At 68.4% G+C, this 14,742-nt stretch carries 16 protein-coding genes; 8 read left to right on the top strand and 8 right to left on the bottom strand.

Annotated elements, in window-relative coordinates; genetic code table 11:
• Window positions 1-2 precede the first annotated feature (2 nt).
• The 3 genes from C5B97_RS13525 to C5B97_RS18250 form a co-directional block, all read right to left on the bottom strand.
• A complete protein-coding gene (locus tag C5B97_RS13525; RefSeq protein ID WP_104312493.1) occupies window positions 3-2,132 on the bottom strand; it encodes an RNA degradosome polyphosphate kinase in 2,130 nt (709 codons plus the stop codon).
• Window positions 2,133-2,240: 108 nt separating this feature from the next.
• Window positions 2,241-3,119, bottom strand: a complete 879-nt coding sequence (gene mshD, locus C5B97_RS13520; protein ID WP_104312492.1) for a mycothiol synthase — start codon at window positions 3,117-3,119, stop codon at window positions 2,241-2,243.
• An 8-nt stretch (window positions 3,120-3,127) separates the two neighbouring features.
• On the bottom strand, window positions 3,128-3,844 hold the full coding sequence (locus tag C5B97_RS18250; protein WP_249311990.1) for a winged helix family transcriptional regulator: 717 nt from the start codon (window positions 3,842-3,844) through the stop codon (window positions 3,128-3,130).
• An 81-nt stretch (window positions 3,845-3,925) separates the two neighbouring features.
• Here C5B97_RS18250 and C5B97_RS18245 point away from each other — a divergent pair, with 81 nt between their 5' ends.
• The 4 genes from C5B97_RS18245 to C5B97_RS13500 all read left to right on the top strand — a co-directional run bounded on the left by C5B97_RS18245 (window position 3,926) and on the right by C5B97_RS13500 (window position 7,398).
• Window positions 3,926-4,216, top strand: coding sequence for a hypothetical protein (locus C5B97_RS18245; protein ID WP_249311991.1), 291 nt, complete (start codon window positions 3,926-3,928; stop codon window positions 4,214-4,216).
• Between the two features lie 296 nt (window positions 4,217-4,512).
• Complete coding sequence (locus C5B97_RS13510; protein WP_104312490.1) at window positions 4,513-5,127, top strand: FABP family protein; 615 nt, start codon at window positions 4,513-4,515, stop codon at window positions 5,125-5,127.
• Window positions 5,120-6,325, top strand: a complete 1,206-nt coding sequence (locus C5B97_RS13505) for a folate-binding protein YgfZ (RefSeq protein ID WP_104312489.1) — start codon at window positions 5,120-5,122, stop codon at window positions 6,323-6,325. The genes C5B97_RS13510 and C5B97_RS13505 overlap by 8 nt, the downstream gene beginning before the upstream one ends.
• Before the next feature lie 2 nt (window positions 6,326-6,327).
• Window positions 6,328-7,398 carry an FUSC family protein gene (locus C5B97_RS13500; RefSeq protein WP_104312488.1) on the top strand — a complete coding sequence of 357 codons (1,071 nt, stop codon included), beginning with the start codon at window positions 6,328-6,330 and terminating at the stop codon, window positions 7,396-7,398.
• Window positions 7,399-7,518: 120 nt separating this feature from the next.
• Here the strand turns inward: C5B97_RS13500 and C5B97_RS13495 are convergent, their stop codons facing one another.
• Complete coding sequence (locus tag C5B97_RS13495) at window positions 7,519-8,337, bottom strand: class I SAM-dependent methyltransferase (protein WP_104312487.1); 819 nt, start codon at window positions 8,335-8,337, stop codon at window positions 7,519-7,521.
• 91 nt (window positions 8,338-8,428) lie between these two features.
• Between C5B97_RS13495 and C5B97_RS13490 the strand changes: the two genes are divergently transcribed.
• Window positions 8,429-9,178, top strand: coding sequence for a phosphoglyceromutase (locus tag C5B97_RS13490; protein WP_104312486.1), 750 nt, complete (start codon window positions 8,429-8,431; stop codon window positions 9,176-9,178).
• A 103-nt stretch (window positions 9,179-9,281) separates the two neighbouring features.
• Here C5B97_RS13490 and C5B97_RS13485 read toward each other — a convergent pair whose 3' ends face one another.
• The 3 genes from C5B97_RS13485 to phoU form a co-directional block, all read right to left on the bottom strand.
• On the bottom strand, window positions 9,282-9,929 hold the full coding sequence (locus C5B97_RS13485; protein WP_257023207.1) for a cation transporter: 648 nt from the start codon (window positions 9,927-9,929) through the stop codon (window positions 9,282-9,284).
• Between the two features lie 92 nt (window positions 9,930-10,021).
• Complete coding sequence (locus C5B97_RS13480) at window positions 10,022-10,378, bottom strand: helix-turn-helix transcriptional regulator (protein ID WP_104312485.1); 357 nt, start codon at window positions 10,376-10,378, stop codon at window positions 10,022-10,024.
• Between the two features lie 145 nt (window positions 10,379-10,523).
• A complete protein-coding gene (phoU, locus tag C5B97_RS13475) occupies window positions 10,524-11,225 on the bottom strand; it encodes a phosphate signaling complex protein PhoU (protein ID WP_104241934.1) in 702 nt (233 codons plus the stop codon).
• 171 nt (window positions 11,226-11,396) lie between these two features.
• On the opposite strand from phoU, the gene C5B97_RS13470 reads away from it, so the two are divergent.
• Window positions 11,397-12,569, top strand: a complete 1,173-nt coding sequence (locus tag C5B97_RS13470; RefSeq protein ID WP_104253832.1) for a cell wall metabolism sensor histidine kinase WalK — start codon at window positions 11,397-11,399, stop codon at window positions 12,567-12,569.
• A 106-nt stretch (window positions 12,570-12,675) separates the two neighbouring features.
• A complete protein-coding gene (locus tag C5B97_RS13465; protein ID WP_104312629.1) occupies window positions 12,676-13,359 on the top strand; it encodes a response regulator transcription factor in 684 nt (227 codons plus the stop codon).
• Between the two features lie 83 nt (window positions 13,360-13,442).
• Here C5B97_RS13465 and C5B97_RS13460 read toward each other — a convergent pair whose 3' ends face one another.
• Window positions 13,443-14,042 (bottom strand): DNA modification methylase, encoded by a 600-nt coding sequence (locus tag C5B97_RS13460; protein WP_104312484.1) that lies wholly within the window; start codon window positions 14,040-14,042, stop codon window positions 13,443-13,445.
• Between the two features lie 177 nt (window positions 14,043-14,219).
• Here C5B97_RS13460 and C5B97_RS13455 point away from each other — a divergent pair, with 177 nt between their 5' ends.
• Window positions 14,220-14,702 carry a CarD family transcriptional regulator gene (locus C5B97_RS13455; protein ID WP_068479837.1) on the top strand — a complete coding sequence of 161 codons (483 nt, stop codon included), beginning with the start codon at window positions 14,220-14,222 and terminating at the stop codon, window positions 14,700-14,702.
• The last annotated feature ends 40 nt before the right edge of the window (window positions 14,703-14,742 follow it).

The following is a 14,742-nucleotide window of genomic DNA, read 5'->3' as shown; positions in this document are numbered from 1 at the left end:
GGTCAGGCCAGCGTGGTGGGCCTGCGACGCTTGCTGATGCGACGCATCATCTCGTCGTGGAGGTCGGTGAGTCGCTGCCCGTTCTCGTCCCTGGCGTGGCGGACCCACTCGGCGTCCGAGCCGAGGTGCCAGGTCGCGGTCGTGTCGTCCATCGCGAGGTCGAACATCGCCGCGATGTCGGCGGCGTGGTGCTCGTCGATGATGCGCACGAGTGCTTCGATGCGGCGGTCGAGGTTTCGGTGCATCATGTCGGCCGATCCGATGAAGACGCGTTCGTCGCCGTCGTTCGCGAAGCAGAAGATGCGGGAGTGCTCGAGGTAGCGTCCGACGACCGAGCGAACGCGGATGGTCTCGCTGAGGCCGGGGACTCCCGGGCGGAGGCCGCAGATGCCGCGGACCCAGATGTCGACGGGCACGCCCGCCTGGCTCGCGCGGTAGAGGGCGTCGATGATCTCCTCGTCGACCATGGAGTTGACCTTGATGCGGATGCGGCTCGGCTTGCCGTCGAGCGCGTTCTTGCGCTCCTTGTCGATGAGGTTGAGCAGTCCGGGGCGCAGGTGCATGGGGGCGACGAGGAGTCGCGTGAACTTGCGCTCGATGGCGTAGCCGGAGAGCTGGTTGAAGAGGCGCGTGATGTCGCGGGAGATCTTCTCGTTGCAGGTGAAGAGGCCGAGGTCCTCGTAGATGCGGCTCGTCTTCGGGTTGTAGTTGCCCGTGCCGATGTGGTTGTACATCTTGAGCTCGTTGTCTTCCTTGCGGATGACCTGGAGGAGCTTGCAGTGGGTCTTGAGCCCAACGGTTCCGTAGACGACGTGCACGCCGGCCTTCTCGAGCTTGCGCGCCCAGACGATGTTGTTCTGCTCGTCGAAGCGCGCCTTGATCTCGACGAGGACCAGCACCTGCTTGCCGGATTCTGCCGCCTTGATGAGGGCGTTCACGATGGGGCTATCGCCTGAGGTGCGGTAGAGCGTCTGCTTGATGGCGAGCACGTTCGGGTCGGCGGCGGCCACCTCGAGGAAGGCCTGCACGCTCGTCGAGAACGCCTCGTACGGGTGCTGGACGAGCACGTCGCGGCGGGCGATCGCACCGAACATGTCGGGCTTCTCGTCGCTCTCGGACGTGCGGAACGCTGCCGCTGTCACGGGCACGTGCGTCGGGTACTTGAGGTCGGGCCGGTTGATGGCGCCGAGCGCGAAGAGGCCGCCGAGGTCGAGTGGCCCCGGGAGCACGTAGACCTCGTTGTGGGTGATGTCGAGCTCGGTCATGAGCAGTTCGAGCGTCACGTCGTCCATGTCGTTGGACACCTCGAGGCGGATGGGCGGGCCGAAGCGTCGCCGCAGGAGCTCCTTCTCGAGGGCCTGCAGGAGGTTCTCGGTCTCGTCCTCCTCGATCGTCATGTCCTCGTTGCGCGTGAGGCGGAACGCGTGGTGATCGAGGATCTTCATGCCGGGGAAGACGTGGCCCAGGTGCTGGGCGATGAGGTCTTCGAGCAGGATGAAGCGAGCCTTGCCGTGGTCGGACTGCAGCGGGTAGAACCGCGGAAGCACGGGCGGCACCTTGAGGCGGGCGAACTCCTCCTTCTCACTGCGCGGGTTGTAGACGCGCACGGAGATGTTGAGGGAGAGGCCCGAGATGTAGGGGAACGGGTGCACCGGGTCGACGGCGAGCGGCATCAGCACGGGGAAGATCTGCTCGTCGAAGAGGTCGCCGAGCTCGACGCGCTCGGCATCGGAGAGCTCGTCCCAGCTGACGATGTGGATGCCCTGGTCGGCGAGCTCTGGGCGCACGCTGTCGTTGAAGATCGCCGCGTGCCGCTTCTGCAGCTCGTAGGCCTTGGAGCGGATGGTGTCGAGGGCCACCTGCGGCGGGACGCCAGCGGGGGTCGGGACGGCGAGGCCGGTCGCGATACGGCGCTTGAGGCCGGCGACGCGCACCATGAAGAACTCGTCGAGGTTCGAGGAGAAGATCGCGAGGAAGTTCGCCCGCTCGAGGAGCGGCGTCGAGGGGTCCTCGCCGAGCTCGAGCACACGCTGGTTGAAGGCGAGCCAGCTGAGCTCGCGGTCGACGAAGCGGCTTCGCGGCATGTCCGGCGAGTCTGCACCGGCCTCGGGGGCGCGGAGTTCGATTGTCATGCGGTCATCCTTGCAGGTGTGCGGAGAAGAACGGTGCCTCGATGCGCCTGTCCCGCAGGATCGAGATGATCCTGTGGGGGTGAAGCTCAGCAGACCCATTCAAACGGATCATGAACGGGTGTGTCGGTACTGCACGTCGATCGAGAGCTGCTCGTAGCCGAGGGACCGGTAGAGCGCGAGTGCTGCCGTGTTGTCGCCCTCCACGTACAGCGAGGTCTCCCTGGCGCCGGTCGCGTGCATCCGCTGCAGGCCGGCCTGCATGAGGGCGCGGCCGAGCCCGCGGCCCGCTGCCTCCGGTGCGATGCCGACGACGTAGATCTCGACCTCCTCGCCTTCTCGCTTGAGCCAGTTGTAGCCGAGGAGAGCGCCGTCTTCGTCGCGCAGGAGCAGGAAGTCGTCGGCGTCGAACCAGTCGGTCGACCGTCGCGCGTCGAGGCCTGCCGCGTCGAGCGCCCCCTGCTCCGGGTGGCTGCGGAACACGACGGCGTTCAGCGCCAGGAAGTCGTCGGCGTCCGCTTCCGTGAAGGGTGCGATCGTGAGGCCGTCGGGGGGAGGGGACCCGCCGGCATCGGCCTCCGTGATCGGCCGCCCGAGCTTGAGGAGCGTTCGCACGGCCTCGAGGCTCCGGCTCGAGGCGAGTGCCGATGCGCCCGCCAGGTTCCCGTGAGCCCACAGAACCGGGGCAGCATCAGCGGCTGAGGAGACAGCGTCGTAGAGCCGTGCGCCGAGGCCCGCTCGGCGATGCTTCGGATGCACGACCAGCTCGCCCTCGATCGTTCCGTCGCCGAGGTCTCTCGTGAGCGCCACGGCGACGAGCTGACCCGAGTCGTCGATGGCGGCGAGCCTCCGAGCGTCGAGCGACAGCATCGTGTCCTCGTTGAAGGGCGAGACGCCGTCCGCCGAGAGCGCGGCGTCGGTGATGGCGCGGATCTCCTCGCCGCGAACGTCGGCAGATGCCGCGGTGGAGATCTCGGACGTTTCGGGCATCTCGGCTCCTAGGCCTTGGCGGTCGCTTCGTCTGCGTGGCCCGTGGCCGAAGGCTCGTCGCGGGAAGCCTCGCCCCCGCGCAGCAGGCGGTAGCCGACATTGCGGACCGTGCCGATGACGCTCTCCTGGTCGCCGAGCTTCGCGCGGAGACGCCGCACGTGCACGTCGACCGTGCGTGTGCCGCCGAAGTAGTCGTACCCCCACACCTCGCTCAGCAGCCGTTCGCGCGTGAACACGTGGTCGGGATGCGAGGCCAGGTAGCGCAGCAGCTCGAACTCCTTGAAGGTGAGGTCGAGGGTGCGTCCGCGGTACCTGGCGGTGTAGCTGTGCTCGTCGATCGTCAGGGGGCCGATGGCGATCGTGCCGCTCGGCTCCTCCACAGCGGCCTGTGGGCGCAGCAGACGGATGCGCGCATCCACCTCCGCCGGTCCTGCAGTGCGCAGGATGACGTCGCCGATGCCCCAGTCGGAGGAGATGGCCGGGAGGCCTCCCTCCGTGATGGCGAGGAGCACCGGAACCGACGACTCGATCGTGTTGAGCACCCCGCACAGTCGCTTCGCGCTGGGGAGGTCGCTGGTGCCGTCGATGATGTTGGCATCGGCTTGGGGGGCCGACGCGAGGGCGGATGCGGTCGGAGGGAGCACCCGGACGCGGTGCGCCAGCAGAGTGAGGGAAGGGAGAGCGTGCTCGACGCCGCCGGCGCTGAACAAGAGGACGTCTGCCAAATGTGGCCTCCTCGATGTTTGGTCGGACTCGCTGGCTAGTCTACGCACCCTCGGGACAGCTCCAGCGTGCACAATGGGGCAATGACCCGCGAACGAGTGAGCATCGGCATCGTCTGGCTGGCGGCCATCGTCGGAGTGTTCGGCGTCGCGATCCTCGCCGACCCCTCGCGGCACCTGGTCTGGGTGAGCATCCTGATGCTGACGCTCATCTGTCTCACCTGCCTCCTCCAGCTCCGCCTGCAGGAGAGCGACGGGTTCATCATGAGGATGAGCCTCAGCCTCGTCGGCGCCCTCGTCGTGCTCGGCGTCGCCTCGCTCGGCTTCGCGCTGCTCGGTGGAGACGCCGTCGTGGGCACGCCGAGCCACAGCTAGCCGCGCCGCGTCTCGCGTGCACCCGCACTGACTCTCGCGTGCATCCGCACTGACACTCGCGTGCATCCGCACTGACACTCGCGTGCATCCGCACTGACTCTCGCGTGCATCCGCACGGCTAAGATGGTCGGCATGGACACCGTGCTTGTTATCGAAATCATCTTCACCGGGCTGCTGGTGCTCGCGCTCGTCGCCATCAGCTTCGTCTCCGTGGTCGTGCTCAAGAACCTCTTCAAGGGCCAGAACTAAGCAGCCAAGCGGAGCGACACTGCAGCCGGATCGAGAGGAAACCACCGATGGTCTACGACATCCCCACTGACCTCCCGCCGGAGATCGTGCCGCTCTCCTGGCTTCTCGGCGTGTGGGAGGGAACCGGCCACGTCGAGTACAAGGTGGGCGAAGAGGTGCGCGAGCAGGCGTTCCGCCAGCGCGTGAGCTTCAGCCATGACGGTCTTCCCTACCTCAACTACTCTGCCCAGCTGTGGCTCGAGGAAGGCACCGGCGACGAGCCAGTGCAGGTCCCGCTCACGGGCGAGACCGGGTTCTGGCGGCTGGCTCGCACCCGGGACGACGGCGATGTCGGCCCCGGCTACCTGCCCCCGACCGCCCCGGCCACGATCACGGACGCCGATGGCGTCGAGGGACTGCGCGACGACGACCAGGCGTTCCCACTCGAGGTGTCGATCGTGCATCCGACCGGACTGCTCGAGCGGTACAGCGGCAGCGCCAGAGGCCCGCGCATCGACCTGAAGACCGAGGAAGTCCTGCTCGCGCCCGGCGCGAAGGAGTTCACCGCGTCGACCCGCATGTACGGCTACGTCGCGGGCGAGCTGCTGTGGGCGTGGGACATCGCGGCCCTCGGCCAGGAGCTGGCGACCCACGCGTCGGCGAAGCTGGCCAAGCTTGACTGAGCAGGCTGTTCCGAGCGGCTCGGCGGCGGCCGCCGACGAGCCCCAGCCGTATCGCTCGGCGTTCCTCGCGCTACCCGGAGCGGTGGAGGGCGTCGGCATCGACGCGGGCGTCGCCTGGCACTACGGGCAGGTGACGGCCGATCAGCGCGACCTCGCTGCGGGCCGCTCCGTGGTGGACGCATCGCATCTCGGGATCCTCCGCCTCACCGGCGGCGACAGGCTCAGCTGGCTCGACTCGCTCACCTCGCAGCGTCTCACAACGCTCCAGCCCGGTGAGAGCGCGGAGACCCTGCTCCTCGACATCCAGGGTCACATCGAGCACGCTGCGGCCGTCGTCGACGACGGCGCCGCCACCTGGCTGATCACCGAGCGAGATTTCGCCCCCGCTTTCGCGGCCTGGCTGAACCGCATGCGGTTCATGCTCGACGTGCAGGTCGCCGAGGTGACCGGCGAGTTCGCCGTGATGGCGACGCTCGGCGAGCTGGACCTCGGTGCAGCAGCCCCGAACGGCACCCCACTCGTGTGGAGCGACCCGTGGGCCGCGCCGCCGGAGCACGGCTGGAGCTACTCGGCATACCCGGTCCTGCCTGCTGAAGGCATCACCGACGCGCACCCGGGGGCCGACTTCCCCCTCAAGCTGCACGTGGTCGAACGTGCACGGCTGCAGACCATCGTCGACCGCGCTGCGTCCGGCGAGCTGCCCATCGCAGGCATGCATGCGCTCGAGGCGCTGCGCATCGCCGCCTGGCGGCCTCGCCTCGGCGCCGAGGTCGACTCCCGCGCCATCCCGCACGAATTCGATTGGCTCCGTAGCGCCGTACACCTGGAGAAGGGCTGCTACCGCGGGCAGGAGACCGTCGCGAAGGTGCACTTCCTGGGCCGCCCGCCGCGCAGGATCGTCCTGCTCGACCTCGACGGCTCGCTCGGTGAGCTTCCCGAGGCCGGGAGCACCCTGTCGGTCGAGGGCGACGCCGGGGCGCAGACGGTCGGTCGAATCAGCTCCGTGGCCATTCACCACGAGGACGGACCCATCGCACTTGCGCTCGTGAAGCGTTCCCTCCCGGAGGACGCCACCCTCGTCGCGCACCTCGCTGACGAGCAGCAGGTCACGGCGAGTGCCACGACGATCGTCTCGCCGGGTGCGGGACGAGCGGCCGAGGTGCCACGGCTGCCGCGCCTCGAGCGCCGCGGGCAGTAGACGTGGCGGCTCCGGCGGTCGGCGTCGGGGCCGCGTTCGCTCGCGTTCGCGCATCCCTGCCGGCGGTCGTGCAGATCACGGCGGCCGCGTTCGTGGCCTACGCGATTGCACACTGGGGGCTCGGGCATCCCATACCGTTCCTCGCGGTGACGGTGGCGATCACGAGTCTCGGGCTGCAGCGGGATGCGCGGCCCCGTCGCGTGTTCGACACCGCGCTCGGCATCACCTTCGGGGTGCTGCTCTCCAATCTCTCGCTGGTGCTCTTCGGGCGCGGCGTCTGGCAGGTCGCGGTCGTCCTGGCCGTCGTGCTCCTGCTCGGGCGGCTCGTGCACCCGAGCCCGGGCTTCGCGATCGGCGCCGCGGTCCAGGCTTCGCTGGTGCAGCTCATCCCGGTGCAGGGCGTGGCCGAGTACTCGCGGCTCCTGGACGCCGTCATCGGCGGGGCCGTCGCGATCGCGGCCACAGCGCTCGTGCCGCGCAACGCGGCGGCGCTCGCCAAGAACGAGGCCAAGGGTCTCATCGGGGCATTGGCGCAGGCGCTCGGCGACATCTCTCAGGCGCTGCGTCGCGGCGACAGCGACGCCGGGCTCGCCGCGCTCGAGGAGCTGCGCCGGACGCAGGACACGCTCGACGCCTGGTCGACGGAGCTCGAGAGCGCCGCATCCATCGCCCGCCTGTCGCCGTTCATGCGCCATCACCGCGGGCGAGTCGATCGCCTGGTGGAGCTCCGCACGAGCATCGACCTCGCCACTCGGAACCTGCGCGTGCTCGCCCGTCGCGCCTGGTCGCTGTCCTGGGACGGACGCCACCGCGAAGAGCTCGCTGACCTTCTCGGCGACATCCAGTCGGGCATGCTCGAGATGCGGCTGGGCCTCGACGACGACGCCATGCTGCACCAGTCCCGGCAGACGCTGCTCATCGCGGCGGCGCGACTGGAGCCCGACCATCTGCACGGGGCGCAGCTCGCCGATTCCGTGCTGCTCATGCAGTGCAGGCCCCTCGTCGTCGACCTGCTCATCGCGAGCGGCATGGACCCGGAAGCTGCCCGCACGGCGCTCCCCGAGGTCAAGTAGCCCTCCTCTCGCCGATCGCTGCCAGTGAAGTGGCCGTTCTGGCCGGTTCGGAAGGGCCCTTCGGCTGGCAGCGATCGGCGGATGAGTGCGGGGCGCATCACCGGGGCTTCGGGGTACTGCTCAGGAGCGCGCGGGTGCGAGCGCGCCGGAGGAGGGCGCGACCGCGTCCCAGGCGACCGTGACCTCGCCGAGCCGCCAGCGCTTCTGCGTGTCGACGAGCGGCCAACCGGCCGCGCGCATCCGCTCGCACACGGCGAGGAAGCGCTGCCTGGCGCCGAACGTCTGCCGCGGGGCCTCGCGCTGCCAGGCGTCGTCGAGCGCCTTCAGGTAGTCGTGCACCCCCTCGCCGGGGACGTTGCGGTGGATGAGGGCCTTCGGCAGGCGCTCGGCGACGATCAGCGGTGAGTCGAGGCTCGCCGTGTGCAGCGAGACCGTGAACGTGCGGGGTCCGCCGGCGTCGATGCCGACCCAGGACGACACGCGGCCGACCTCGTTGCACGTTCCCTCGACCAGCAGTCCGCGCGGCGCGAGTCGCGCCGTCATGCGCGACCAGGCATCTGCGACCTCCGCCTCGTCGTACTGGCGCAGCACGTTCATGGCGCGGATCACGGCGGGCGGCTCGGACGTCGGCGTCGGCACCTCGAACCCGCCGACGGCGAACGAGACCCGGCCGGCCAGCTCGGGCCGCTCGGCGAGCTGCTGTCCGGCGAGCGCCACGCGCCCTGGGTCGATCTCCAGTCCGTGCACGCGCACGTCGGGGACCGCGCGGCCGAGGCGCTCCGCCAGCTCGAAGGCTGTCGCTCCGCTCGCCCCGTAGCCGAGGTCGACCACGAGTGGGCGTTCGGCGGACGTGAGCGCCGGATGCTGCGCGATCCAGCGGTCGACGCGACGCAGACGGTTCGTTCCCGTCGTCCCGCGCGTGAGTCGACCCAATGGCATACGACAAGACTATTGAGCCACCGAGACTATTTCAGCGCGCGACGACTCCGCGTCGCACACGGGCCAGCCCCCACTCGGTACGCTTGGACGCATGACTGAAGCGCTGACCCTCATCCTGGTCCGTCACGGACAGAGCGAGTGGAACGAGAAGAACCTCTTTACCGGCTGGGTGGACGTTGAGCTCACCGAACAGGGCCGGGAGGAGGGCGCCCGTGCGGGCCGCCTCATCCGCGAGTCCGGCCTCAAGCCGAACGTGCTCTACACATCGCTGCTCACGCGCGCCATCGACACCGCCAACCTCGCGCTCAAGGAAGCGGGCCGCGGCTGGATCGACGTCAAGCGCACCTGGCGCCTCAACGAGCGCCACTACGGCGACCTGCAGGGCAAGGACAAGGCTCAGGTCCGCGACCAGTACGGCGAAGAGCAGTTCATGGAGTGGCGCCGCTCGTACGACACGCCGCCGCCCGCGCTCGACGACAGCAGCGAGTTCTCGCAGGCCCACGACGAGCGCTACGCCGACCTCGGCGACGAGCTGCCCCGCACCGAATGCCTCAAGGACGTCCTCGTGCGGTTCCTGCCCTACTGGGAAGATGAAGTCCTGCCGACGCTCGTGCAGCGTGGCACCGTCATGGTCGCCGCGCACGGCAACAGCCTCCGCGCGCTCGTGAAGCACCTCGAAGGCATCAGCGACGACGACATCGCCGCCGTCAACATCCCGACCGGCATGCCCCTCGTGTACCGATTCGACCCCGAGACGCACGAAGTGCTCGGCAAGGGCGAGTACCTGGACCCGGAGGCAGCAGCAGCGGGAGCCGCCGCCGTCGCCTCGCAGGGCAAGTAGCGCCGAGCGACCCCCAGGCCCCCGCCGGGCCACGCGAACGAGGAGCTCCCCGTCATCGGACGGGGAGCTCCTCGTTCGCGATCACCAGTGACGAGGAAGATCGTCAGTGGTCGTGGTCGTGGTCGTGGTCATGGTCATGGTCATGGTCATCTTCCAGGAGCATCCCGACCGACGTCGCGCAGGCATCGCCCTTCCAGGCCTCGATGCCCTCGCGCACCGCGAAGGCGGCGATGACGAGCCCGGCCACCGCGTCGGCCCACGCCAGGCCGAAGAGCGAGTTCAGCACGAGGCCGAGGAGGACGGCGGCGGACAGGTACGTGCAGATCAGGGTCTGCTTCGAGTCGGCCACGGCCGTCGCCGAGCCCAGCTCGCGCCCGGTGCGTCGCTCGATGAGCGACAGGAACGGCATCAGGACGACGCTCACGGCGGCGAGCACGATGCCGACGGTGCTGTGCTCGACGTCGGAGCCCGATGTGAGCGCGAGCACCGAACTGATCGTGACGTAGGCGGCGAGCGCGAAGAAGGCGATCGCGATGACGCGCAGCGTCGGCTTCTCCCAGCGCTCCGGATCCTTTCGCGTGAACTGCCAGGCGACCGCTGCGGCTGAGAGCACCTCGATGATCGAGTCGAGGCCGAACCCGATGAGGGCCGCCGAGGATGAGGCTGCGCCCGCACTCAGCGCGACGGCCGCCTCGATCACGTTGTAGGCGATCGTGAACGTCACGACCAGGCGGATGCGGCGCTGCAGCAGCGCGCGGCGCGCCTCCCGGTTCCCGCGTGCGGCACCGACGCCGCCGGGACTGGTGTCTGCTGCGATCCTCGGCGTCGAGGTGGGTCGCTCGGTCACGAGACAGGCTCGCAGCAGCCTGGCACCGGGCAGGACGCGTCCTGGCACGGGGCGGCCTCGTCGACGGCGAGGACGACGCCGACGAGCGTCGTGAGCGACTGGGTCAGGTGCGGGTCGGCGATCTCGTATCGCGTCTGCCTGCCTTCCGGCTTTCCCACGACGATGCCGCAGTCACGAAGGCAGGTCAGGTGGTTCGATACGTTCTGCCGCGTCAGCTCCAGGTCCGCGGCGAGACGGGCGGGGTAGTCGGGGCCGTCCAGCAGGCGCATGAGGATGCGGGACCGCGAGGGATCGGCCATGGCGCGCCCGAGGCGGTTCATGACCTCGAGGCGTGAGGTGGTCGCGGTTGTCATGCACCCATTAATACAGTGCCCGCTGTATTAAGCAACCCGCGGGCGGCGACATGCGGCCCGAGAACAGACGACTGCACCCCTGGTCGCCGGCGTTCCCGGAGGAACAGCGGCGGCAGGGGTGCAGTCGGTGGTGAGGTGCGTGGTGCTACGCGCCCGGGGTGACCGGTGCGACGGGCGTGGACGGCTCCTTCTCCTGCATCCACTCGCCGCTCGTCAGGTACTGCACCTTCTGCGCGATCGAGACCGCGTGGTCGGCGAAGCGCTCGAAGTAGCGGCTCGCGAGCGTCGCGTCGACGACCTCGACGCTCTGCGCCTGGATGTCGTCGGACAGGAGCGCGTCGAACGTGCTGCGGTGCAGGTCGTCGATCTGTGTATCGCTCGCCTTGATCTCGTCGGCGATGCGGTTCGTCTCCTCGTCGTTGCCCGCGTCGAGCAGGGCGACGAGCTGACGCGCAACCGCGACGTCGAGTCGGCTCATCTCGGCGAACACCGGACGGAGCGTGTTCGGGCCGACGCCGCCCGGGAAGCGGTAGCGGGCGAGCGCCGCGATGTGCGCCGCGAGGTCTCCCATGCGCTCGAGGGACGAGCTGATGCGCAGCGCGCTCACGACGAGTCGGAGGTCGCGTGCCACGGGGGACTGGCGGGCGATGATCTCGATGGTGTGCTCATCGAGGGCGATCGCGAGCTCGTCGATGCGGGCATCGTCGGAGATGACCTGCTCGGCGAGGGCTACGTCGGATGTGGTGAACGCAACGGCGGCGCGCTGCATGGCGGACTCGACGTGGCGGGCGATCTCCACGAGGCCGTTGCTGACCTCAGCGAGTTCCTGCTGGAAAACTTCGCGCATGTTTATCCTCTGTTTCGTGGCAACGAGCGATGTGCCGCTGCCCGTAGTTCTGGGAAGACCGGTCGTCCGGTGCCTTGGGAGTGACGCTGCCTTCGCGGGCGAGTCTACGGAGCCAAGGTAACGGACTCGTGTACGACGGGTGACACATCCGATGGCCCATATGCTGGGCACATGGACTCGTCCGTCGCAGTGGTCCTTGCGATCGTACTCGGCTTCCTCTTGGGCGCAGGTTTCGTCTGGCTGCTCCACGTCGCCTCAGTACGGCAGGCAAAGGCGCGAGCTGCCTTCTCACCCCGCCTCCCAGAGGGCATCGAGCATCTGCTCGGCGCCCTCGACTCCATCGTGATCGTCACTGACCCTTCGAGGAACGTCTACCAGTCGTCCCCTGGAGCCACCTCGAAAGGGCTCGTCCGCCCCGGCGGGCGCCTCGACGAGCGAGTCGGTGCCGTCGTCGACGAGGCCAGAAGGCAGGGCGAGGCCGTCACACGGGACCTCGAGATCGCGCGCGGCCCGTTCGGCCGCTCGGAGATCCACGTCCGCGTGCGAGCCGCGCCCCTCTCCACGAGGTTCTTCCTGGTGCTGGCCGAGGATCGAACCGAGGCGCTGCGCGTCGAGAGCGTGCGGCGGGACTTCGTCGCCAACGTCAGCCACGAGCTCAAGACGCCGATCGGGGCGGTCACACTCCTCGCCGAGGCGATCGCGGAGTCCGCGGGCGACGAAGAGCAGGTCAAGTACTTCACGGGGCGCCTCAGCAAGGAGAGCCTGCGCCTCGCATCGATCACCAACGAGCTCATCGAGCTGTCGAGGCTGCAGTCGAGCGACTCCCTCGCGCATCCGGAGCTGATCTCCATCCACGAGATCCTCTCGCTCGCCGTCGACCAGTCACGCGTCCCGGCCGACGTCGCCGGGGTCGAGATCGTACTCGGCGACGACGTGGATGCGTTCGTGTACGGCGAGCGGACCCACCTGCTCATGTGCTTCACGAACCTCGTCTCCAACGCCGTCCAGTACTCGTCGACGAACTCGCGCATCGGCATCGGCACGCGGCTCGTCGACGACACGGTCGAGGTCGCGATCTCCGACCAGGGCATCGGTATCGCCCCGGAGGACCAGGGGCGGATCTTCGAGCGGTTCTTCCGCGTCGATCAGGCGCGCTCTCGCCGGACCGGTGGAACCGGCCTCGGCCTCAGCATCGTGCGACACGTCGCGGAGAACCACGGTGGTGACGTTCGCGTCTGGTCGCAGCTTGGCAAAGGATCGACCTTCACCGTGCGTCTGCCCTCCGCGGACTCCGTCGTCGAGGAGATCGACCTGCAGCGGTTCACCGAGCGGCGCTCCGCCTGACCAGATCCAAGGTCCCGTCGCTCACCGCGCGCATCACGCGAGCCGTGACGCGCCGGTCCGCGTCCACGTCACTCAATGTTCACGAAAGATATGCACAATGACCACCGTGACCCGCATCCTCCTCGTCGAAGACGAATCAGCACTGCACGAGCCGCTCTCCTTCCTCCTCGGACGGGAGGGGTATGACGTCGCAGTCGCCGAGACCGGACTTGACGCGCTCGATCTGTTCGACCGCGACGGCGCCGACCTGGTGCTCCTCGACCTCATGCTCCCCGGCGTTCCAGGCACCGAGGTGTGCAAGCAGATCCGCCTCACCTCGAAGGTGCCGATCATCATGCTCACGGCGAAGGACAGCGAGGTCGACATCGTCGTGGGGCTCGAGCTCGGCGCCGACGACTACGTCACGAAGCCGTACTCGACGCGCGAGCTGCTGGCGCGTGTGCGAGCCGTGCTCCGCCGCAACGAGCAGGAGGACGAAAGCGAGGACGACAGCATCATCGAGGTCGGCGAGGTGCGCATGGACCTCGACCGTCACACGCTCGAGGTCTCCGGCAAGGTGACGCCGATGCCGCTCAAGGAGTACGAGCTCCTCGAGTACCTCATGCGCAACTCGGGACGCGTGCTCACCCGCGGCCAGCTCATCGACCGCGTCTGGGGGCCCGACTACTACGGCGACACGAAGACGCTCGACGTGCACATCAAGCGCATCCGCAGCCGCATCGAGGACAAGCCGTCGACACCGGTCAGGCTCGTCACCGTTCGTGGCCTGGGCTACCGCTACGAGGGCTGAGCTCGCTCCTGGCCCATCCCAGGTGAACGCAAGAAGGGCGCATCCGGGTGGATGCGCCCTTCTCGGCGGTCTGCGGGTGGCGGCTAGGCCGTGCCGCCCTCTTCCGGCTCCTCGGTGGGGGCCGGGGTCGGGGCGATGCTCGGCGGTGCGGCCGGCGGCTCGGTCTGAGCGGGCCCAGGCACGAGCGTCGAGTACTCCGGAAGCGTGCCGTCGAGGACGGGGACACTGACGGCCTGCACCGACTGCTCGCCGTCGAGTGTCGCGGTGAACGTCACCTCGTGGGTCGAGCCCGGGGCGAAGTCCATGCCTTCGAGGAGCACGCTGGCGCCCTCGCCGAAGCCGACCTGGGTCACGCCTGCGGCGGCGTCGACGGGGACGGTCACGACGACGTCCTGCTCGACGCCGTTGATCAGTCCCGTGTAGGTGATGTCGAGCGAACCGGCGCTGCCTGTGTGGTTGACGACCGCGAAGATGAGGTTGGCACGGTCGGTGACGTCGGTGCCAGTCAGCGTGTCGGTGATGAGGATCGCGTTGCGAACCTCGAGCTCGCCGACGTTGGCGTTCGTGCCGTCACTCGCCGAGTACTGGGTCGTCGTGCGCTGGGGGGAGATGTAGTTGCAGCCGGCAAGCCCAACCGCGACTACGGCGGCAAGGGTGACGGACGCGACGGCGCGGATCTTCACGTCTGGAGCCTCCAGGTTCGGACCGTGCGACTGTCGCCGCACGAATTCACAGGATGCAGCAAGCCTATCTGATCTAGCTGCAGCTCCCGGACGACGCGGCGGCGGACTCTACCACTTCGACCCTCGGATGGGCCCTTTTGACATGGTACTCTTAGGTGCCGAAAGGGGCTTGTATTTATGCAGTTTGAGGTCGGGGAGACAGTCGTCTATCCCCATCACGGCGCGGCCACCATCTCAGAGGTGAAGATCCGAGTCATCAAGGGTGAAGAGAAGACGTTCCTCAAGTTGAACGTTGCACAGGGAGACCTCGTCATCGAGGTCCCTGCTGACAACGTCGACCTGGTTGGAGTGCGCGATGTCATCGGACAGGACGGTCTCGACCGTGTGTTCGAGGTGCTGCGAGCCCCCATCACCGAGGAACCGACGAACTGGTCCCGCAGGTACAAGTCGAACCTTGAGAAGCTCGCCTCTGGCGACGTCATCAAGGTCTCCGAGGTCGTCCGCGACCTCTGGCGCCGCGACCAGGACCGCGGTCTCTCCGCTGGAGAGAAGCGGATGCTCGCGAAGGCCAGGCAGATCCTCGTCTCGGAACTCGCTCTCGCGGAGAAGACCGACGAGGAGAAGGCCGGAGACGTGCTCGACAAGGTCCTCGCGTCCTAGTCGGCTGACATCGGCGGTCTCCCTCGGGACTGTAGTTCGG

Source organism: Pseudoclavibacter sp. RFBB5 (assembly GCF_002931555.1).
In the GTDB taxonomy this organism is placed as follows: domain Bacteria; phylum Actinomycetota; class Actinomycetes; order Actinomycetales; family Microbacteriaceae; genus Pseudoclavibacter.
Note: the sequence above shows the minus strand (reverse complement) of the source record. Positions and strands in the feature narration are given on the sequence as shown.